This window comes from Rhodococcus sp. JCM 9793 (assembly GCF_055380405.1).
This window is the reverse complement of the sequence record NZ_AP043721.1, coordinates 2,929,209-2,949,248: the sequence shown is the minus strand read 5'-3', so window position 1 is coordinate 2,949,248 and position 20,040 is coordinate 2,929,209. Positions and strand designations below refer to the sequence as shown.

The following is a 20,040-nucleotide window of genomic DNA, read 5'->3' as shown; positions in this document are numbered from 1 at the left end:
CCAGGAATGTTCGCCCTGGTCCTCCACTCCCACCTCCCATGGCTCGCGAACCACGGACGGTGGCCGGTCGGCGAAGAATGGCTGTATCAGTCCTGGGCCGCGACCTATCTGCCCGTCGTCGACGTCCTACGCCGCCTCACCGACGAGGGGCACACACGGCTATTGACCCTCGGAATCACACCCGTGCTGGCCGCACAGCTCGACGATCCGCACAGCCTCACCGGGATGCACCACTGGCTCGGCAACTGGAAGCTGCGCGCGCACGAGGCCGCCGGGATGGCCGAACCGTCCTATCGCGCACTCGGCGCCCGCGAGCATCGCGCCGCCGACTGGGCACTCGAGTCGTTCGAAACCCGGTGGCGGCACGGCGGATCACCCGTGATCCGCGAACTCATCGACGCCGACACCATCGAACTGCTCGGCGGACCGCTCGCCCATCCCTTCCAGCCGTTGCTCGATCCTCGCCTGCGGGCCTTCTCGCTGTCCGAAGGGCTCGAGGACGCGCACCAGCGATGGCACCACACCCCCCGCGGAATCTGGGGACCCGAATGCGGATTCACGCCGGGCATGGAGAAGGGTTACGCCGCAGCGGGTGTCGAGCACTTCATGGTCGACGGACCGGCGCTGCACGGCGACACCGCACTCGGGCGCACGGTCCGCGAGTCCGACGTCGTGTGTTTCGGCCGCGATCTGCAGGTCTCATACAGGGTGTGGTCTCCGAAGTCCGGATACCCCGGACATTCGGCATACCGCGACTTCCACACCTATTGCCACGACACGGGTCTCAAGCCCTCACGCGTCACCGGACGTACCGTCGCATCGGAGGACAAGGCCCCGTACGACCCCGACCTCGCGTCGGCGGCTCTCGATCGGCACGTCGAGGACTTCGTCGACACCGTCCGGAAGCGACTACGCAACGAATCGGCCCGCATCGGGCGCGACGCCCTCGTCGTTGCGGCGTTCGACACCGAACTGTTCGGGCACTGGTGGTACGAGGGACCGATCTTCCTCGAACGACTGCTGCGTGCACTGCCCGAAGCCGGGATCGAGGTCGGCACGCTCTCCGACGCACGCGATCGCGGATACGTCGGCGGACCGGTGGACCTCGAGGACTCGTCCTGGGGATCGGGGAAGGACTGGCGGGTGTGGGCCGGTGACCAGGTCTCCGATCTGGTCCAGCTCAACGACGAGGTGGTCGCCACCGCTCTCGACACCATCGACAAGTCCCGCGACACGCTCGGGTCGAACGCCGCGGACCTACGCAACCGGGTGCACGACCAGATTCTGCGTGAAGCACTGATGACCGTCTCGAGCGACTGGGCGTTCATGGTCAGCAAGGACACCGCGGCAGGCTACGCACGCGAGCGTGCCCACAAGCACGCCCATGCGACGCGGGAGATCGCAGCCGCCGTCGCCGAAGGTCGCGATTCCGCGGCGGCACGACTCGCCGACGCGTGGAACCGCGCCGACAATCTGTTCCCCGGACTCGACGCGCGGCGTCTTCCCGGACGACACGGAGGTCCCCTGTGACATCGACGAGTGCGCCGCGGCTGAAGATCCTCCTGGTGTCCTGGGAATACCCCCCGGTCGTGGTGGGTGGGCTCGGCAGACACGTCCACCATCTGGCGACCGAACTCGCCGCGGTCGGGCACGAGGTGGTGGTGCTGTCGCGGCGCCCCACCGGCACCGATGCGTCGACCCACCCGACGATCACCCACATCTCCGAAGGTGTCCTCGTCGTCGCGGTGGCCGAGGACGCGCCGCACTTCGAGTTCGGCACCGACATGCTCGCCTGGACTCTCGCAATGGGACACGCGATGGTCCGCGCGGGAGTCGGGCTCAGCCGCGGCGGCATCGGCGACGGGTGGCACCCCGACGTCGTGCACGCGCACGATTGGCTCGTCGCGCATCCCGCGATCGCCCTCGCCGAATACTTCGACGTTCCATTGGTTTCCACCCTCCACGCGACCGAAGCCGGCCGTCACAGCGGGTGGCTGTCGGGTCGCATCAACCGGCAGGTCCACTCGGTCGAGTGGTGGCTGGCCAACGAATCGGACGCGCTCATCACGTGTTCGGCGTCCATGCGCGACGAAGTCACCGAGCTGTACGGCCCCGCGCTGCCGAAGATATCGGTGATCCGCAACGGCATCGATATCACCACCTGGTCGTACCGCGAGCGGCAACCCCGGACCATGCCTGCACAACTGCTGTACGTCGGCCGGCTCGAGTACGAGAAGGGTGTGCAGGACGCAATCGCGGCCTTGCCGAAGATCCGGCGTTCGCATCCGGGCACCACGCTCGTCGTCGCCGGTGAGGGTACCCAGTTCGAGTGGTTGCGCGAACAGGCCCGCTTGCATCGGGTCGCGCGGTCGGTGACCTTCGTGGGCAACCTCGACCACACCGAACTGCTCGGGTGGCTACACGGCGGTGACGCCATCGTCCTGCCCAGTCGCTACGAACCGTTCGGGATCATCGCCCTCGAAGCGGCGGCAGCGGGCATCCCACTCGTCACGTCCACCGCGGGTGGTCTCGGTGAAGCGGTGGTCGACGGCGCGACCGGACTGTCGTTCCAGCCCGGCGATGTCGCAGGCCTGGTGTCCGCGGTCCGCGAGACCCTCGACGATCCGCTCGCGGCACAGGAGCGGGCACGTGCGGCCCGAGAACGGCTCACCGACGACTTCGACTGGGGCGTGGTCGCCGAGGAGACCGTCCAGGTATACGCCGCCGCGAAACGCCGGGTCCGGCACCCGATGGCGCGGCCGACGATCCCGCAGCGCCCCCTGCCGGATCGCGGCTGAACCATCGGTTCCCCGGGTCGGGGCTATTTCTGGTACACGTCGGGTGCAGGTAACAACGGTGGCTGCCTGTCGAACCACGGGCTCGCCTGTTCGAGTTCGGCGGCAAGTGAGAGCAGCAGCGCCTCACCGCCGAGCGGGGCGACGAACTGCACACCCAGCGGCACTCCTTCAGCTGTCCAGTGCAACGGAACCGAGATCGCCGGGCGCCCGGTGATATTCGCCAGTTGCGTATAGGGGGTGCGACCGAGGTTGTCGTCGATCACCTTGTCGATCAACCCACTCCAGCGCGCAAGTCGCCCCATCCGGGTCGTCATGAGTACCGACCCGAGCGCCCGCATCCACATCGGCGTGGCCAGTTCACCGACCCGCGCCGGCGGATACGCCAGAGTCGGGGTGAGCAGCAGATCGTAGCGTTCGTGGAACGCGGCGAGGTCGCGAATGTAATCCGCCCATCGGGCATGCGCGGCAAGATAATCCGGCGCCGACACCGACCGGCCCAGTTCGGCCAGCATGCGGGTGTCGAACTCGAACCCGCCGGGCCCACACCCGGTGCGATGCCGGGCATCGTCCACCTCGAGTGCGAGCGACGCGAACCACATCGTCAGGAAGTCGGCAGCGAGTCGCCGCTCGTCGATTCCGGTCTCGGCGGGCTCCACCCGGTGCCCGAGTTCGTCGAGCAACACCACCGCGCGGTCGACTGCAGCAACGGCCTCGGGATCGACGCCGGTACCGATCGGCGAGGCGGTCCCGTAGCCGATCCGCAGGCGTCGCGGCGGCGTACTCACCACTGCAGCATAAGAACCGGGAATACCACCTACCGCGTAGGGCGCCGCAGGATAGGCGCCGGCCATCACGTCGAGCATCGCGGCCGAGTCGCGGACCGTCCGGCTGATCACACCATTGGACACTGCGCCGTGCAGCGGCTCCCCACCGACCGGCCCCGTGGGTACCACGCCCCGACCGGGTTTGAGGCCGACCAGGCCGCAGCATGCCGCCGGAATCCGGATCGAGCCGCCACCGTCGTTGGCACCCGCCACAGGTACGACACCCGCAGCCACGGCGGCTGCGGAACCGCCCGAGGACCCGCCGGGTGTGAGCTCAGGGTTCCATGGATTGCGGGTTGCTCCACCCGCCTCCGGTTCCGTGATTCCCTTCGCCCCGAACTCGGGCGTGTTGGTCTTGCCGAAGATCACCAACCCGGAATCGAGCCAACGGTCGACCACCACGGAGTTCTGCGCCGCCGGGAGTTCGGCGAGGGCTCGGGAGCCGCTCCCGGTGGGCGTTCCGATCACATCCTGCAACAGGTCCTTGACCAGGAACGGCACACCTGCGAACGGCCCCGACAGGGGCCCGTCGGCGCGGACGCGGGCACGCTCGTCGAGACGGCGCACAACCGTGTTCAGCGTCGGATCGACAGTCTCGAGGCGTGCGAGTGCCGTATCGAGCAACTCGACCGGCGACACCTCACCTCGGGCGACCAGTCCTGCAAGACCCACCGCGTCGTAGCGGCGATACTCGGCGTACTCCACGGCCGTTCCCTCCTCCGAGGCCCGTCAAGGCGCGATATTCGCATCGACGGGCGGGTCACCCGCCTTCTTACGCGCGATGTCTTCGAGCGCCGCGACGTAGGCCGCCCGATCGGCGGCGCCGGCCTCCCACGCGTCCTTGCGGTTCTTCACGACCCTGGCCGGGGAGCCCACGGCGATGCCGTAGTCGGGGATGTCACCCTTGACGACGGCGTGCGCTCCCAGGACGCACCCGCGTCCGACCCGGGTGCCGCGCAAGACCGAGACCTTCGCGGCGATCCAGGTGTCGGGACCGATCCGGACGGGGCTCTTCACGATGCCCTGATCCTTGATCGGATAGGTGATGTCCTCGGTGCGATGGTCGAAGTCGCAGATGTAGCACCAGTCGGCGACCAAGGTCGATGCGCCGATCTCGATATCGAGGTAGGTGTTCACCACATTGTCCTTGCCGAACACGACCTTGTCGCCGATACGTAGGGATCCTTCGTGGCACCGGATGGCGTTACCGTCGCCGATGTGGACCCACTTGCCGATCTCGAGTCGCGCCAGGTCCGGTGTCGCGTGGATCTCCACATTCTTCCCCAGGAAGACCATCCCGCGCAGCACCACATGCGGATTCGCCAGCTTGAACTTCGCCAGCCGGTAGTACCGCACGAGGTACCACGGGGTATACGCCTTGTTGTTCAGCACCCACCGCAGCGATGCCGGTGTCAGGAATCGGGCCTGCTCCGGATCGCGGCGTCGCGATCCACGCCACCTGGTGCTCAACGGTGCACCCCACATGCTCGTCATGGCACGCAGCGTAACGGTCTGCCTCGGTCGGCACGTGAAACACCCGGCCCGATACGCTGGCGAGTCGAATCCGACAGTCCTGAAGGAGTTGAGCGATGCGGGGTGCCCGGCGAGCTGCGGTGCTGACGGCGACGGCAGCACTGGCGTTGAGCGGGTGCGGTGGCGATAACGGTGGACCGTACTCCGCGGGCGCGTGGCCTGGACGCCATTCGGACGCGCGCAACAGCAATACGACCGTCAGCGACGGACTCGACGACGTCGCATCGTCGTGGTCGCGGGCGACCGGTGGCACTGTCGGTTCACCGGCGACGGTAGCAACGAACGGCCAGATCACCGTCACCTCGGCCACCGACGCGGGCTGCAACATCTTCTCGTACCAGATGGACAACGGGCGCAAACGCTGGTGCACGCGTCTCGGCCCCGGGGTGGCGGATATCAGCCCGGTGGCGGACGATGTCGCCAATGTGTACGTCGGCGAGGCCGGTGGCCTGTACTCGTTCACCGAGAACGGCCAGCGCCGGTGGCGGATACCGGTGAGCGGCACTCCCCGCGCGGTGCAGTTCGCAGGCGACGGAAGCCTCGTCGTGGTCACCCATTTCGGTCAGGTCAACATCGTCGATCCTCAGACCGGGATGCTCCGTGCACCCCTGTTCGATCTGGTCCCGATCCCCGGGGTCGCAGACGGCACGAACATTCCGCGGCAGGATCCCGACCACGGCCTGGCCGGATGCTTCGGCGGCTCCCCCGACTGCCCCGTCGCGACCACCCCCGCCATCGACCAAGGCACCGGCCGGATCTTCACCACAGTGTGGCGCACCGGCGCCGACCACGCTGCACTGGTCGCCCTGCGGTACCCGGGCGGCAACAACCCGGTGGTCACCGAGGAATGGTCGAACGTCGACCTTCCGGGCGGCGCCACGACCAGTCCGGCGCTCTCGGCCGATGCCACCACCGTCTACGTCCACGACGGCGAGGGCGCGTTGTGGGCGATCGATGCCGAGACGGGGCAGCCCCGATGGAGTCACGAACTCGGATACACCCCGGCGACAGGCCCTGCGGTCGCCGAAGACGGGCTGCTCGTGTTGTCGGCCGGTGGCCCCTCCGGTGCACTGACCGCCCTGCGCGACACCGGCGACGGCGTCGAGGCCGTGTGGGAGCGCGACGATGTCCGGCAGGCCGGTGTACCGGCGCTCACGGCGAACGGTCGCGGCTACACGATCACCCAGAGCGACGACGGCCTCACTGCGCTCGTGTTCGACGTGGCCGACGGACAGTCCCTCGACGAAGAGCCACTCCCCGAGGCGACCGGATTCTCGGTGGGGACAGCGGTCGGGCCGGACGGCCAGTTGGTCGCAACGACCGTGCAGGGTGAGATCTACGTGCTGGACGGCTCCGAGGACTGAGTGCACGGGTACACCGCGAACATGTCAGCGGCTCGGTGTGCACACGAACGCCACCGGTGTCCGGCCGACACGGGTGAGCACGACGCTCAGCGCGCGGTCGCCGCGCAGCTTCAATCGCGGGCGTAGCTGCGCGGGGTCGACGTCGACCCCGCGCACCAGGATCTCGGCCGAACCACACTCGTGGCGGGTCAGGGCCTGCCGCAGGTTCTTCTCCGAGTACTTCAGCTGCTCGAGAATCCGGAAGCCGCGCACTCCGTCGGGAAGTGCGTCGCCGGTGAGATAGGCGATGCGTGGATCGAGTTGCCACAGACCGTGTGTCGCGGCGTAGTGCCGGACGAGACCTGCTCGTACGATCGCGCCGTCCGGGTCGATGATCCACTCCCCCGGCGCCTGTTCCGGGATGTCGTCGTCCATCGCATCGGTGACCTCGAAAGCCGACCCGTCCGACCTCAGAACAGCGGCGCGGCGGCGGATCCCGGGCTCACTCAGGCCGGGTGAGTAGAGGCAGGCTTCCCGCACACCCGAGTCCAGCGACACGATCTCGACCTCGCCGGCCCAGCCGAGCTTGTCGAAGTCGAGCCCCGGAGCGCACTTCACGGCGAGGTCGCGGCCGGCATAGACATCGAGGAGATCCGGCAACGGCGGTTGCAGCGCGGCCGGATCATGGGTGCGCCGGCCACCGGATCTGCGCGCCGGATCTGCGATCACCGTGGTCCCGCGCGTCACCGGTCGCAACGCATCGGCGCGCACCACGCGGGCTGCCGGCACATTGTGCACTGCCATCGCGAGGCGCACCTCGTCGAGGTCGCTCCCCACGACGGTGGACGCCACACCGACCAGGGCCGCCAACTCGGCTCCCACCGAACAGGTCACGTCGTGAATCTGCCGACCTGCGAGCCGACGCGCTCGGTGTGAGGCGACCGGTGACGGTGTCGCCTGTTGCACAGCGTCATCGGTCAGCAACCATTCGTGCGCCCCCTCGAGCTTCGTTGCGGCCTTTCGACGTGCCAGCACCGTCTCGACGAGCGGCGCCGCACGATCACCGAAACGCGCACGCGCCCAGCCGATATCGGACAGACGCGTCCGTGTCGACAGTTCCCGGCCGTCGACGGCGGACAATGCCTCGACACCCGGATCCGACCTCAGATACTCGACGTCGGCGAGCGTGAACTCGTAACCCAACTACTTGCCGGGCTTCACGCCGGTGATCATCACGTTGTAGAAGAAGCTGCGCGGGACGACGTGTTTGAGCACGTTCTCGTCGACCCAGCTCAGCGTCTTCCAGCCACCGAAGGCGAACTTGGCCCAGTTCCAGCCCAACTTCTCTTCGGGAACTGCTGCCTCGAACGTGCGGACCGGCCAACCGAGCAGCGCAGCGGCAAACTCTTCGCTCGATGCCTTGACCTCGATTGCGCCCGCCGACGTGGCGAGTTTCTCGAGATCGGCGGGATCGAACGTGTGCAGGTCGACGACCGCCTCGAGCGCCGCAGCGCGCGAGGACTCGTCGAGTTCGGTCTGCGGGCGACGCCAGTCGCTCAGGAACGGAAGCTTGGTGACAGTGGTGGTCGCCTCCCAGGTGATGCGACCCAGCCACCGCGCGTAGAAGTTACCGACGGTGCTGGGCTCACCCGCGAAGACGAAACGCCCGCCCGGCTTGAGCACACGCAGCACCTCGCGCAGCGACTGCTCGACGTCCGGAATGTGGTGCAGCACCGCGTGCCCGACGACGAGGTCGAAGGTGTCGTCCTCGTAGGGAATGGTTTCGGCGTCGGCGACCCGGCCGTCGACGTCGAGTCCGAGATTCTCGCCATTGCGCAACGCAACCTTGACCATGCCGGGCGACAGGTCGGTGACCGATCCACTCTTCGCGACCCCGCCCTGCATCAGATTGAGCAGGAAGAAGCCCGTGCCGCAACCGAGCTCCAGGGCGCGCTCGTACGGCAACTGCTGCTCGCCTGCCGCGAGGTCGAAACGGCCGCGAGCATAGTCGATGCAACGTTCGTCGTAGGAGATCGACCACTTCTCGTCGTAGGTCTCGGCTTCCCAGTCGTGATAGAGCACCTGAGCGAGCTTGGAGTCCTCGAGAGCAGCCGCGACCTGTTCTGCGGTGGCGTGCGGATTCGGCGCGGGATCGGTCCCGTCGGTCCTGCTTGCAGTCATGTCGCAAATCCTACCCGGCAGTAAGCTCACGACAAGTGGCCCGTCCCAACGATTACCTGCCCAGGAATTCGGCCTTGCCCGGTCCGTTCTCGATGAACGACTTCATGCCGATCGTACGGTCCTCGGTGGCGAACAGCGCAGCGAACACGTGCTGCTCGATCTTCAGGCCGGTATCGAGATCGGTGTCCAGTCCCTGATCGATCGCGGCCTTCGCTGCAGCGAGTGCGCGGCCCGCGCCCTTGGTGAACTGGGAGGCCCATGTGCGAGCAGCGTCGTACACGGCGTCGGGGGCGACCACCTCGTCGACGAGCCCGATCGCCAGGGCCTCGTCGGTTCCGACGAAGCGACCGGTGAAGACGATGTCCTTGGCCTTCGACGGCCCGACGAGACGCGCCAGACGCTGGGTTCCGCCGCCGCCGGGGATGATGCCGAGCAGCACCTCGGGAGTACCGAGCTTGACGTTGTCGCCGGCGATACGGCGATCGGCCCCGAGTGCGAGCTCGAGGCCACCACCGAGTGCGTACCCGGTGAGCGCCGCGACCGTGGGCTTCGGGATGTCCGCGACAGAACCGAGGGCAGACTGCAGTTCGTCGACGATCTTGCTCATCTGCACGTAGCTCAGGTCGGCCATTTCCTTGATGTCGGCACCGGCAGCGAAAACCTTCTCACCGCCGTACACGATCACGGCCTTGACGTCGTCGCGCACGGTGGCTTCACGCGCGGCTTCCCGGATCTCCTCCTGAACCTGACGGTTCAGGGCATTCATCGGGGGGCGGTCCAGTCGGATCGTGCCGATGCCGTCGGAAACCTCGAGTGTCACGAATTCAGCCATGCGCCTCAGCGTAGAGGTCCCCGGGTGTGCCGTCTCGACAAGGCCCGGTGCCGTCTCGACGAGTCGAGTCAGATGTCGTCCCGATTCGCCCAGGGGTGCGGGCCGCCGCCCTCGTAGTAGCCCTCGTCGCCGTCGAACGCGATGTGGATCCCGGTGTCGGTCCTCCGGCTCATGATCGGCAGGATCGTGGGGATCTCCGGTTCAGCAGCCAGGATCTCGGCAACCGTCGAGTACTTGGACAGCTCGGTGAGCTGAGCCCAGGTGGGGGGAAGCAACACCGACCGACCGGACCTCCATTGGTCGAGTGATTCTGCGGGGGTCTGCCAGAGCACGTGTTCGGCCTCGCTGGTCTCGCCGTCGGCGTTCTGCCCTTCCGGGGCTGCAGCCACGAAGAAGTGCGTGTCGTAGCGCCGCCGCTCGCCGAGCGGGGTGATCCAGCGTGCCCACGGGCGCAGTAGATCTGCGCGCAGGACCAGTCCTTCGCGAGTGAGGAAGTCGCCGAAGGACAGTTCGCGGGCCTCGAGTTGCCCGCGGGCCTGCGCGTGCGGTGCGGTGTCGACGAGCACCGATTCGGGGTCCTGACCGGCGAGCAGGACACCACACTCTTCGAAGGTCTCGCGCACCGCGGCCAGCACGAGCGCCTGTGCCCGCGCCTGCGTGACATCGAAACGCTGCGCCCACCACTCCACATCGCGCCCGGTCCACCGCACCGACGCCTCACTGTCACTGCGGTCGACACCGCCACCCGGGAACACGGTCATGCCGCCCGCGAAGTCCATCCCCACGACTCGCTGGAGGAGGAAGACTTCGACCCCCCGTACCGAGTCACGGACGAGCATGACGGTGGACGCATCCTTCACCGGCACGGATTCGGGGTCGAAGGTGGTTGCCGAGCGTTCGTTAGCCATGCTCGGAGCCTAATCGATCAGGCCTGTACGAACCCGCCCTGTCTCACCCGCGGCGGTGCCGCCCCGGCTCGCTCGTGCGGCGAGCGAAGAACCGGTCGTCGAGCCTCTCCAACGTGATCGACTGACTGAACGCCGCACTGAGGTTCTCCGCCGTGATCACGTCGTCGATCAGCCCCTGCGCAACGACCCCGCCCTCCTTGAGGAGCATCGCGTGGGTGAAACCCGGCGGGATCTCTTCGACGTGGTGGGTGATCAGGACGGTCGCCGGGGCGTCCGGATCGGCAGCGAGTGTCGCAAGCCGCGCCACCAGTTCTTCGCGCCCACCGAGATCCAGGCCGGCAGCCGGTTCATCGAGGAGAAGCAGTTCGGGATCGGTCATGAGGGCGCGGGCAATGAGAACCCGCTTGCGCTCCCCCTCGGAAAGCGTTCCGTAGGTGCGTTCGGCCAAGTGCTCGGCGCCGAGACTCTCGAGCATCTCCACCGCGCGCGAGGTATCGATCTCGTCGTACTTCTCCCGCCACCGGCCGAGCACGCCGTACCCGGCGGAGATCACCAGATCGACGACCGACTCGTCGCGGGGGACGCGATTGGCGAGCGCTGACGACGACAGTCCGATGCGAGGCCGCAGCTCCGACAGATCGGTGCGGCCGAACGTCTCGGCCAGCACGTGCGCGGTACCGGACGTCGGGAAGTCCTCGGCGGCCGCGACACGCAGCAACGACGTCTTACCAGCGCCGTTCGGGCCGAGCACCACCCAACGCTCGTCGAGTTCCACCTTCCAGGTCACGGGCCCGACGAGGACATTTCCGCCTCGCCGCACCAACACGTCTTCGAATTCGATGAGCAGATCGGGATCAGGTTGTGCCACGCCGTCCATCTTCGCTCACGCCCGGACTCGGGACACGGCAGGATCTCATTCGTGTCGTCATCCACTCGTGTCCACAGTCCCGCCGAACGCGCGGCCGAACCCGATCGGTCGCCGTTCCCTCTCGGCGCGACACCCGGCCGGGGCGGCACCCGCTTCGCTGTCCATGCTCCCGCTTGCGAGCGCCTGCAGGTGTGCCTGATCGACGACGACGGGCACGAACACCGCGTCGATCTCCCCGACCGCACCTTCGGGATCTGGCACGGCACCGTCCCCGACATCGGCCCCGGACAGCGATACGGATATCGCGCGTACGGGCCGTGGCGTCCACGCGAAGGCCTCCGCACCAATCCACACAAGATCCTGCTCGATCCGTGGGGCCGCCGAGTGACGAACACCGATCTGCGGCACGACTCCGCAGATCCATCCCGACTGCTCGCGTACGACGACGATCCCTTCGGCTCGATGTCCACCGTCGATTCACTCGGGCACACCCCGCTGTCCGTCGTCACCCCGGCCACCCCGTTCGATGCGACCTCCTTCGAGGCGGCCTCGATCGACAGGAGTTCGATCGATCGGATACCGCATCGGCGCCCGCGCATCCCGTGGGAGGACACCGTCATCTACGAACTACACGTCGGTTCATACACGGCCGGGCATCCCGGCGTGCCGAATACGCTTCGGGGTACCTATCTCGGACTCGCCGATCCAGCGGTGATCGGCCACCTCGTGCACCTCGGTGTCACTGCGGTCGAGCTCCTACCGGTGCATGCGTTCGTCACCGAATCCCCGGTGCAGGCGCGGGGAATGCGCAACCACTGGGGATACTCGACCGCGTCGTTCTTCGCGCCGCACCCCGGTTATGCCGTTACGCCCGGCAACGAGATCGCAGAGTTCCGCACGATGGTCGCGGCACTTCACGACGCGGGGATCGAGGTGATCCTCGACGTCGTCTTCAACCACACCTGCGAATGGTCGGTCGCGGGACCGAGCCTGTCGTGGCGCGGTCTCGATGCTCCCGGCTACTACCTTCTGGACGACGACGGCCACGACATCGATCTCACCGGCTGCGGAAACACCGTCGACGGTGCGTCGCCGATCACGGTGCGGATGGTGTGCGACAGCCTGCGCTACTGGGCGACGGACATGGGTGTCGACGGCTTCCGGTTCGATCTTGCGAGCGCCCTGGGCCGCCCACGCGGCGGCGCGTTCGATGCACGCGCCGCGTTGTTCACCGCCATCACCACCGATCCCGTGCTCACCGACTGCAAGCTCATCGCGGAACCGTGGGATGCGACAGCGGAGGGCTACCAGCTCGGCCGGTTCGGTGTGCAGTGGTCGGAGTGGAACGACCGCTACCGCGACGCCGTCCGACGCTTCTGGGCAGGGAATTCCGGAGTGCGTGAGATCGCATCGCGCCTGACCGGGTCCGAGGACCTGTATCGACGCCATGAACGTCAGCCGTGGATGTCGATCAATTTCGTCACTGCGCACGACGGGTTCACCGTCGCCGACGCGGTCTCGTTCACACACAAGCACAACGATGCGAACGGTGACGAGGGGCGGGACGGGTCCGACCACAACGAGTCGGTGAACCACGGCGTCGAAGGGCCGACCGACAACCCCGTGATCCTCGACGCACGCGCGCGCCACGTTCGCGCCCTGCTCGCCACGCTGCTTCTTTCGACAGGCACTCCGATGTTGCTGGCCGGCGACGAGTTCGGGCATTCCCAGAGCGGCAACAACAATGCGTACTGTGTTCCGGCCAGGACTCCGGTGTCCGAGGCGTGGCCGCTCGACTGGGTCCACGCCGACCACGAACGCATCGAGTACGTCCGTTCTCTGCTGGCACTGCGGCGGAGAGTGCCCGTGCTCCGGCAACGTCGGTTCTTCGATGGCCGGGCCCGCACCGTCGGCTATCCCGATCTGGTGTGGTTCGGAAGCGACGGCATCGAACTGCAGGATCCCGACTGGCACGACGACGACCGCAACACGGTACAGGCATGGCTGGACGGATCGGAGCTGGGAACGGTGACGGCGAGCGGAAGACCGTTACCGGACAGCAGCGGCCTGTTCGTCCTGCACGCCGGTGACGCGGCGGAGGTGACGTTGGCGGGCCCCGAGTGGTATCACGGCGACATTCGATGTGTATTCGATTCGTCCGCGGCCGACGGTATACCGGCCGGCTCGGCGGGTTACCGGGTCGGCTCGTCGTTCTCTCTGACGGGCCCGACCGTGCTGGTGTTCCGGATCGCAGGTTGACGACCGAGGTCGTGGACCGCGGTGTCAGGAGGCAGTGGCGATCAGGAGGCAGTGGCGATCAGGAGGCAGTGGCGATCACGGTCATCGAGCCCGGCTCGACCTCGGTGAAACCGGCGTCACGCACCGCGACGCCGGTGCCTTCGTGCACCCCGACGACGAGTGCGGCCCACCGGTCGGGATCCGCATCACGAACCGCGCACCGAAAACCTGTCGCCGCCCACGCCCGCGCCGAGCCGACGTCGAGGGCTCCGGCGAGCAGCATCGATGCGTGACCGACCTGCGCGGCAGCCTTGCCGACGGTCATCCCGAGCGAGGCGTTCACCCACAGGACCGGCACACCGACGGGGACATCGGCCGGGTCGTCGTGCGGGAGGTCCGTGCCACCGATCTGCAGTCGTGCGATCCGCGGATCGAGGTCGCCGACGGGGCCCGGGACGAGCGCGCGGGCCTGTGCGCCGCGCCGGTCGACGGTCACGCCGTCGACGTCCTGCGCGGCACGCCAGTGCGCTCCGCGGGCACGACGACTCACCTTGCGGATCCGGGCGTCGTTCCACGAGAGGAACGCGTCCTGCCACTCACCCGGTTCACCGTCCTCACCTGCACCGACCCGAGGATCCAGGCAGAGCGCCACCGTCGCGACGGCCGCCGCTTCGAGCAGCGCGCTGCGGTCGGGAGGCTCGGCCTTCGGGATGTGCAGCACGAGAGGCATCGCGAGCACCGCAGACGGATCGTCCGGGTCATCCCGGTCGCCGTACCCGTGAGCGAGTACGCCGTGCCTGGATTCGAATCCGGGATCGGCGAAAACCGGATGCGGCTCAGGCACCGTGCTCGAGCGGGACGCGCCGGAGGGTTCCGTCGCCGCGATCGGCTGCTTCGATCTCCTCGCGCGTCACGCCCAGGACGAACAGGACTGCGTCGAGGTACGGGTAGGACAGCGCGGTGTCGGCGACCTCACGGAGCGCGGGCTTCGCGTTGAAGGCGATACCGAGACCGGCTGCACTGAGCATGTCGATGTCGTTTGCGCCGTCGCCCACCGCCACGGTCTGCTCGATCGGGACGCCGGCGTCGTCGGCGAATTCCCGGAGCGCCCGTGCCTTCGCCGCGCGATCCACGACATCTCCGATGACCTTGCCGGTGAGCTTGCCGTCGACGATTTCCAGGGTGTTGGCGCGCACGAAGTCGAGTTCGAGATCGTGCGCGAGGCCTTCGATGACCTGACGGAATCCGCCCGAGACGACGCCGCAACGGAATCCGAGACGACGCAGCGTCCGGATCGTGGTGCGTGCGCCCGGCGTCAGTTCGATCTGCTCGGCGACCTCGTCGATCACGCTGGCGGGCAGCCCCTCGAGGGTGGCCACGCGCTGCTCGAGCGATTCGGTGAAATCGAGCTCCCCGCGCATTGCTGCTTCGGTGACGGCGCGGACCTTGTCCTCGACACCGGCATGGGCGGCGAGCATCTCGATGACCTCGCCCTGGACGAGGGTCGAGTCGACATCGAACACGATCAAGCGCTTCGAGCGGCGCGCGAGGCCCCCGCGTTCGACGGCGATGTCGATGTCGAGTCCCGCGGCGAGTTCCGCGAGTGACTTGCGCAATGCCTTGTCGGCGTCGGCGCCCTGGTCGGTGGCGGTGACCATCAGTTCCAGGCCGGTGAGCGGATAGTCGGCGATGCCGCGGATCGAGTCGATGTTCGCGCCGAGCGAGGCAAGAGTGCGGCCGACGGAGCGCATGGCGCGGGCGCTGACGGGACTTCCGAGCACGACGACAGCGTGAGTGGAGACCGCACGGCCGTTCTCGGGTCGGGCGCCGAGCTCGACGTCGGCGTGCATGCCGACGGTGGCCATCGCGGCCTCGACCTCGTCCTGCAGAGCCTCGGGGTCGCCGGGGCACACCACCACGACGCCGAGCGTGAGCCGTCCCCTGATGACGACCTGTTCGACGTCGAGCAGGTCCACGTCGTGGCGGCTGAACGCGGCGAACAGCACCGAGGTCACGCCGGGGTGGTCCGGGCCCGTCACCGTCACAAGCACAGTGGTCTCAGACGCCACTACGTCTCCGATCTTCGTCAGTCGAATCGTGCACGGGTCGAAGCACGTGCTCGTCTCATTGTTGCAGTCTCGCAGTCGTCCGAGGTCGCGGGGTTGCGCAGCTCCACTGCCTCGTTCCGTACCGCATGCGACAGGCCCCGCCCGTTGTCACGGGCGGGGCCTGTCATGCAGTGTTGCGCGCTGAGCGCCTGCTGTGAGGCTGGAGAGCTATTGGTCTTCGCCGGCGCGCGGGTGGTCGCCGGGTGTGCGATCGGCGCCCTCGAGCACGTTCACATTGTGCTTGTGACTGCCCGGACCGACGTGAGCCTCGGCGCGCATCCGTTCGACCATGTGCGGGTAGTGCAGTTCGAACGCCGGACGCTCCGAGCGGATGCGCGGAAGCTCCGTGAAGTTGTGGCGCGGCGGCGGGCAGCTGGTGGCCCACTCGAGCGAGTTGCCGTAGCCCCACGGATCGTCGACCGTGACAACCTGACCGTAGCGGTAGCTCTTGAAGACGTTCCACATGAACGGCAGCGTCGAGGCGCCGAGGACGAAGGCGCCGATCGTCGACACGATGTTCAGGTTGGTGAACCCGTCGGTCGGGAGGTAGTCGGCGTAGCGGCGAGGCATGCCCTCGTTGCCGAGCCAGTGCTGCACCAGGAACGTCAGGTGGAAGCCGACGAACGTCAGCCAGAAGTGCCACTTGCCGAGACGCTCGTCCATCATCCGGCCCGTCATCTTCGGGAACCAGAAGTAGATACCGGCGTAGGTGGCGAACACGACGGTGCCGAAGACCACGTAGTGGAAGTGTGCGACGACGAAGTAGGTGTCGTGCAGGTGGAAGTCCAGCGGCGGGCTCGCGAGGATGACGCCGGACAGACCACCGAAGAGGAAGGTGATCAGGAACCCGACCGAGAACAGCATCGGTGTCTCGAACGTGATCTGGCCTCGCCACAAGGTGCCGATCCAGTTGAAGAACTTCACGCCCGTCGGCACCGCGATCAGGAACGTCATGAACGAGAAGTACGGGAGCAGCACGGCGCCGGTGGCGTACATATGGTGCGCCCACACCGCGATCGACAGGGCCGCGATGGCGATCGTCGCGTACACCAGGCCGGTGTAACCGAAGATCGGCTTACGGCTGAAGACCGGGAAGATCTCGGAGACGATGCCGAAGAACGGCAGCGCGATGACGTAGACCTCTGGGTGGCCGAAGAACCAGAACAGGTGCTGCCACAGGAGCACACCACCGGTGGCCGGGTCGTATATGTGGCCGCCGAGATGGCGGTCGACGAACAGGCCCATGAACGCGGCGGTCAGCAGCGGGAAGACCAGAAGGATCAGGATGCTGGTGATCAGGATGTTCCAGGTGAAGATCGGCATCCGGAACATCGTCATACCGGGGGCGCGTAGGCAGACGACGGTGGTGATGAAGTTGACGCCACCGAGGATGGTGCCCAGACCCATGACACCGAGGCCGAGGATCCAGAAGTCCGCGCCGACACCCGGGGAGTGCAGTTCGCTGGTGAGCGGCGTGTATGCCGTCCAGCCGAAGTCGGCAGCGCCGCCGGGGGTCACGAAGCCGAGCATCACGATCGTCGCGCCGAACAGGTACAGCCAGTAGCTGAACGCGTTCAGTCGCGGGAACGCCACGTCGGGCGCGCCGATCTGCAGCGGCAGGATGTAGTTCGCGAATGCGAACACGACCGGGGTCGCGTACATCAGCAGCATGATCGTGCCGTGCATGGTGAACAGCTGGTTGAACTGCTCGTTCGACAGGAACTGCAGGCCCGGAACCGCGAGTTCGGTGCGCATCAGCAGGGCCATCAGGCCACCGATGAGGAAGAACGAGACCGAGGTGATCAAGTACATGATCCCCAGATCCTTCGGATCTGTGGTGGTGATCATCTTGTAGATGAACGAACCCTTGGGTCCCTGCCGCGGCGGGTATGGCCTTGCTGCAGCTATCTCTGGGACTGGCTGGGGCGCTACGGCAGTCACTAATCCTCCTGAATGCGCGCTCGACTCGGGCTGGAGGCGAACGGTCTCTCTGGCTTGCGCTCATCGAATCGTAGACCGTGCGCGCACCACTCGTTAACCGGGTCCTACTCGCTGTCGTACTCGGGCGTCACCCTACCGCCGAACCGGCAATCCACGCACGAGCGAATCGCCGCATCCAGCACGTCACGACAGTCGAGTGACGCACATCACCACATGCGGAGTCGGCCGCGTAGAGGACCGTTTTCCACTCGCCGCACTATGGCAGGATCGCCGGGACCTATCTGCACAAGCGATAGCCTGATTCGTCCCCTCTACAGGAAGTGGTGGAATTGCCCGCGCACCGTGTCCGCATCGTCGCTCTCGCCGCCGCCACGGCCGCCCTCACGCTCGCGGGCTGTTCCACCCCGGCCGACGACCCGGCCTCCGAGATCGTGCGCACCACCACCCGTATCGCGGGCGCCGCCGTGGTCGGCATCGAACGAGACACGACGACGGCATGCGCACTGCCGAGCCCCACCGACCCCGGTCTGCCCGCCGGCGGCACACACGGCGTCATCCACACGGCCGGTGTGTCCGAGATCCCGAACGATCCGCAGCGGATCGTCGTCCTCGACACCGCATCACTCGACGCCGTGTGCGCCCTCGGTCTGTGGGAACGCGTCGTCGGCGTCGGCGTCGACTCGGACGAGCGCCCCGAGTACCTGGGCACCGGTGTCACCGAGATCCCCACGATCGGTACGTCGGACTCCCCCGATCTCGATGCAGTCGAGCTGGCCCAGCCGGATCTGATCGTCGGCGCCGCGGCGGACCCGGGACTCTACGAATCGTTGTCGTCCGTCGCGCCGACCGTCGTCGTCGGGGCCGACCAGGTGTTCTGGCGGCAGCAGTTCGAGCGCGTCGGTGAGGCTCTCGGCCGTTCCGAGGCGGCGCGCAGTGCGCTCGAGCGGTATTCCGTCGCGGCGAGTGAACTCGGGCGCGAACTCACCTCGTCGCAAACACAGGCGTCGCTCGTGAGGTTCACCGGCGACGGTCCCACCATCGACGGCACCGCGTCGTTCGCCGGTCAGGTCCTCGCCGATGTCGGCGCAGAGAGGCCTGCGCCGCAGCGGTTCGGGGTCGAGGACGGCCGCGCATACCGACCACTCGACACGGAGGACCCCGTCGCCGCCGACGGAGATGTGATCTTCGTCCGATTCGACGGACAGGACGGCCTCGATCGGGGTACGGAGTACATGAACCGGGACGAGTGGCTCGATCTCGGTGCCGTCACCGACAACCGGCTGTTCTCCGTCTCGGACGAGGTGTGGTCCACGCCCGGCCCGGTAGCGGCCCATGCAGTACTGACAGATCTGAGGCAGTCACTCAATGGCTATTCGAACTGACATCGCTGCAGGTATCCGCAGGATCGGGATCACTCTGGCGGGCGCACTCACGCTGGGCACGCTGGTCGTCACGCCGGCAACCGCCCAGCCTGTCGACCAACCGGGCATCGAGGTGTTCGCCTCCGACGGTGTGACTCCGCTCGGCGACACCCCTGTCCACGAGGGAGACACGGTGGTCGTCCGCGGCACCGGATTCGACCCCGAGGCCAACCGAAACGGCGGGCTACCGGTACCGGTGCCGCCCGGTGTTCCACATGGCACCTTCGTCTCGTTCGGCGGCTTCTCCGAGCACTGGCGGCCGTCCCAGGATGCCCCTGGCGAGAATCGCGCCACGGTGCGCTCCACCAACGCGTGGGTGTTGTCGGAGCGCGCACTGAGCCAGGTTCCGGACCGGCCGTTCGACATGCGCCGCACGGTGCGCCAGCAATGGGTTCCGCTCGCCGACGACGGCTCGTTCACGGCAATGATCACCATCGACGCTCCCGAGACCGTTCCCGACGACGCCCGGTACGGCATCTACACCTTCGGTGCGGCCGATGCGGTCAACGCCGCACAGGAACTGTCGGTGCCGGTGAACTTCGATCACTCCCCCGGCCCGAATGCGCCGTCGGCGCCGTCCCCGGACCTCGTGTGGGGATTCGCACCCGGATACACCGATCTCGTCACGGGAACCACGCAGGGCTCGGTCGTCGGCAGCGAGGGCGCCTCGGTTCGCGACGACGGGACGATGACCTTCGAGCTCTCCGAAGCACGGATCGACACGGACACGGGCCTGGGACGCATCGAGTACCGCGGCACGGTCGTGTCGTTCACACGCTTCCATCTGCTCGAGATCGCGCTCGCGAATCCGTGGATCGAGTTCACCGCCGACGGCACCTATCTCACCGCGGAGTCCTCCACCGGCGATCAGGTGGGCACCGACTCGATGAGCCGCGTCACGCTCGCCCTGCTCGGCGCCCCCGCCGAGGCCGGACGCGCCGAGTGGAGCGATGTGCCGGCCCGGTTCACGGTGCCGCTGCAGCCGACCGTGCTACTGCCGTACTCGGGGCAGGCCGCCTCCCCTGTGTCGTTCCACTTCTGAGGT

Annotated in this window: 16 protein-coding genes; 6 read left to right on the top strand and 10 right to left on the bottom strand. The window is 67.4% G+C overall.

Translation table 11 applies throughout. The annotated features are described in order from the left end of the window. The first annotated feature begins 6 nt into the window (after positions 1-6). Together ACZ46K_RS15690 and ACZ46K_RS15685 are read left to right on the top strand one after the other, a co-directional pair. Entirely contained in the window at positions 7-1,530 is a 1,524-nt protein-coding gene (locus ACZ46K_RS15690) for a 1,4-alpha-glucan branching protein domain-containing protein (protein WP_464749337.1), read from the top strand. Between the two features lie 20 nt (positions 1,531-1,550). After that, positions 1,551-2,798: a glycosyltransferase family 4 protein gene (locus tag ACZ46K_RS15685; protein ID WP_464749336.1), complete on the top strand. Its 1,248-nt coding sequence runs from the start codon at positions 1,551-1,553 to the stop codon at positions 2,796-2,798. 23 nt (positions 2,799-2,821) lie between these two features. Here the strand turns inward: ACZ46K_RS15685 and ACZ46K_RS15680 are convergent, their stop codons facing one another. Beyond that, entirely contained in the window at positions 2,822-4,327 is a 1,506-nt protein-coding gene (locus ACZ46K_RS15680) for an amidase (RefSeq protein WP_054810850.1), read from the bottom strand. Positions 4,328-4,351: 24 nt separating this feature from the next. Further along, positions 4,352-5,116 (bottom strand): acyltransferase, encoded by a 765-nt coding sequence (locus ACZ46K_RS15675; RefSeq protein ID WP_464749161.1) that lies wholly within the window; start codon positions 5,114-5,116, stop codon positions 4,352-4,354. A 95-nt stretch (positions 5,117-5,211) separates the two neighbouring features. Here ACZ46K_RS15675 and ACZ46K_RS15670 point away from each other — a divergent pair, with 95 nt between their 5' ends. Further along, positions 5,212-6,519, top strand: a complete 1,308-nt coding sequence (locus ACZ46K_RS15670) for an outer membrane protein assembly factor BamB family protein (RefSeq protein ID WP_464749160.1) — start codon at positions 5,212-5,214, stop codon at positions 6,517-6,519. Between the two features lie 24 nt (positions 6,520-6,543). Here ACZ46K_RS15670 and ACZ46K_RS15665 read toward each other — a convergent pair whose 3' ends face one another. From ACZ46K_RS15665 to ACZ46K_RS15645, 5 genes are all read right to left on the bottom strand, one after another. Further along, positions 6,544-7,701 (bottom strand): THUMP-like domain-containing protein, encoded by a 1,158-nt coding sequence (locus ACZ46K_RS15665; protein WP_054807094.1) that lies wholly within the window; start codon positions 7,699-7,701, stop codon positions 6,544-6,546. Further along, the gene (locus ACZ46K_RS15660) at positions 7,702-8,679 is read right to left on the bottom strand and encodes a methyltransferase domain-containing protein (protein WP_054807095.1); all 978 of its coding nucleotides are present in this window, start codon (positions 8,677-8,679) and stop codon (positions 7,702-7,704) included. Positions 8,680-8,731: 52 nt separating this feature from the next. After that, on the bottom strand, positions 8,732-9,511 hold the full coding sequence (locus ACZ46K_RS15655) for an enoyl-CoA hydratase-related protein (protein WP_054807096.1): 780 nt from the start codon (positions 9,509-9,511) through the stop codon (positions 8,732-8,734). Positions 9,512-9,579: 68 nt separating this feature from the next. Continuing rightward, positions 9,580-10,419: an NUDIX hydrolase gene (locus ACZ46K_RS15650; RefSeq protein ID WP_464749159.1), complete on the bottom strand. Its 840-nt coding sequence runs from the start codon at positions 10,417-10,419 to the stop codon at positions 9,580-9,582. 43 nt (positions 10,420-10,462) lie between these two features. Then, the gene (locus tag ACZ46K_RS15645; RefSeq protein ID WP_054810461.1) at positions 10,463-11,296 is read right to left on the bottom strand and encodes an ABC transporter ATP-binding protein; all 834 of its coding nucleotides are present in this window, start codon (positions 11,294-11,296) and stop codon (positions 10,463-10,465) included. Positions 11,297-11,338: 42 nt separating this feature from the next. On the opposite strand from ACZ46K_RS15645, the gene glgX reads away from it, so the two are divergent. Next, on the top strand, positions 11,339-13,546 hold the full coding sequence (gene glgX / locus ACZ46K_RS15640) for a glycogen debranching protein GlgX (RefSeq protein WP_464749158.1): 2,208 nt from the start codon (positions 11,339-11,341) through the stop codon (positions 13,544-13,546). 58 nt (positions 13,547-13,604) lie between these two features. Here glgX and ACZ46K_RS15635 read toward each other — a convergent pair whose 3' ends face one another. The 3 genes from ACZ46K_RS15635 to ctaD form a co-directional block, all read right to left on the bottom strand. Further along, positions 13,605-14,369: a peptidyl-tRNA hydrolase gene (locus ACZ46K_RS15635; RefSeq protein ID WP_464749157.1), complete on the bottom strand. Its 765-nt coding sequence runs from the start codon at positions 14,367-14,369 to the stop codon at positions 13,605-13,607. Continuing rightward, entirely contained in the window at positions 14,362-15,594 is a 1,233-nt protein-coding gene (gene serB, locus ACZ46K_RS15630; protein WP_464749156.1) for a phosphoserine phosphatase SerB, read from the bottom strand. Before serB ends, ACZ46K_RS15635 begins: the two co-directional genes overlap by 8 nt. A 207-nt stretch (positions 15,595-15,801) precedes the next feature. Then, on the bottom strand, positions 15,802-17,574 hold the full coding sequence (ctaD, locus tag ACZ46K_RS15625) for an aa3-type cytochrome oxidase subunit I (protein WP_464749155.1): 1,773 nt from the start codon (positions 17,572-17,574) through the stop codon (positions 15,802-15,804). Positions 17,575-17,897: 323 nt separating this feature from the next. Here ctaD and ACZ46K_RS15620 point away from each other — a divergent pair, with 323 nt between their 5' ends. Together ACZ46K_RS15620 and ACZ46K_RS15615 are read left to right on the top strand one after the other, a co-directional pair. Continuing rightward, positions 17,898-18,956 carry an iron-siderophore ABC transporter substrate-binding protein gene (locus ACZ46K_RS15620; protein WP_464749154.1) on the top strand — a complete coding sequence of 353 codons (1,059 nt, stop codon included), beginning with the start codon at positions 17,898-17,900 and terminating at the stop codon, positions 18,954-18,956. Further along, the gene (locus tag ACZ46K_RS15615; RefSeq protein ID WP_464749153.1) at positions 18,940-20,037 is read left to right on the top strand and encodes an HtaA domain-containing protein; all 1,098 of its coding nucleotides are present in this window, start codon (positions 18,940-18,942) and stop codon (positions 20,035-20,037) included. The genes ACZ46K_RS15620 and ACZ46K_RS15615 overlap by 17 nt, the downstream gene beginning before the upstream one ends. Positions 20,038-20,040: the final 3 nt, after the last annotated feature.

What these genes read in the sequence shown, in the direction of transcription:
- ACZ46K_RS15660 (WP_054807095.1), bottom strand. Translation starts at nt 8,679, where the DNA reads ATGACTGCAAGCAGGACCGACGGGACCGATCCCGCGCCGAATCCGCAC.
- ACZ46K_RS15655 (WP_054807096.1), bottom strand. Translation starts at nt 9,511, where the DNA reads ATGGCTGAATTCGTGACACTCGAGGTTTCCGACGGCATCGGCACGATC.
- ACZ46K_RS15690 (WP_464749337.1), top strand. Translation starts at nt 7, where the DNA reads ATGTTCGCCCTGGTCCTCCACTCCCACCTCCCATGGCTCGCGAACCAC.
- ACZ46K_RS15645 (WP_054810461.1), bottom strand. Translation starts at nt 11,296, where the DNA reads ATGGACGGCGTGGCACAACCTGATCCCGATCTGCTCATCGAATTCGAA.
- ACZ46K_RS15675 (WP_464749161.1), bottom strand. Translation starts at nt 5,116, where the DNA reads ATGACGAGCATGTGGGGTGCACCGTTGAGCACCAGGTGGCGTGGATCG.
- ACZ46K_RS15650 (WP_464749159.1), bottom strand. Translation starts at nt 10,419, where the DNA reads ATGGCTAACGAACGCTCGGCAACCACCTTCGACCCCGAATCCGTGCCG.
- ACZ46K_RS15615 (WP_464749153.1), top strand. Translation starts at nt 18,940, where the DNA reads ATGGCTATTCGAACTGACATCGCTGCAGGTATCCGCAGGATCGGGATC.
- ACZ46K_RS15670 (WP_464749160.1), top strand. Translation starts at nt 5,212, where the DNA reads ATGCGGGGTGCCCGGCGAGCTGCGGTGCTGACGGCGACGGCAGCACTG.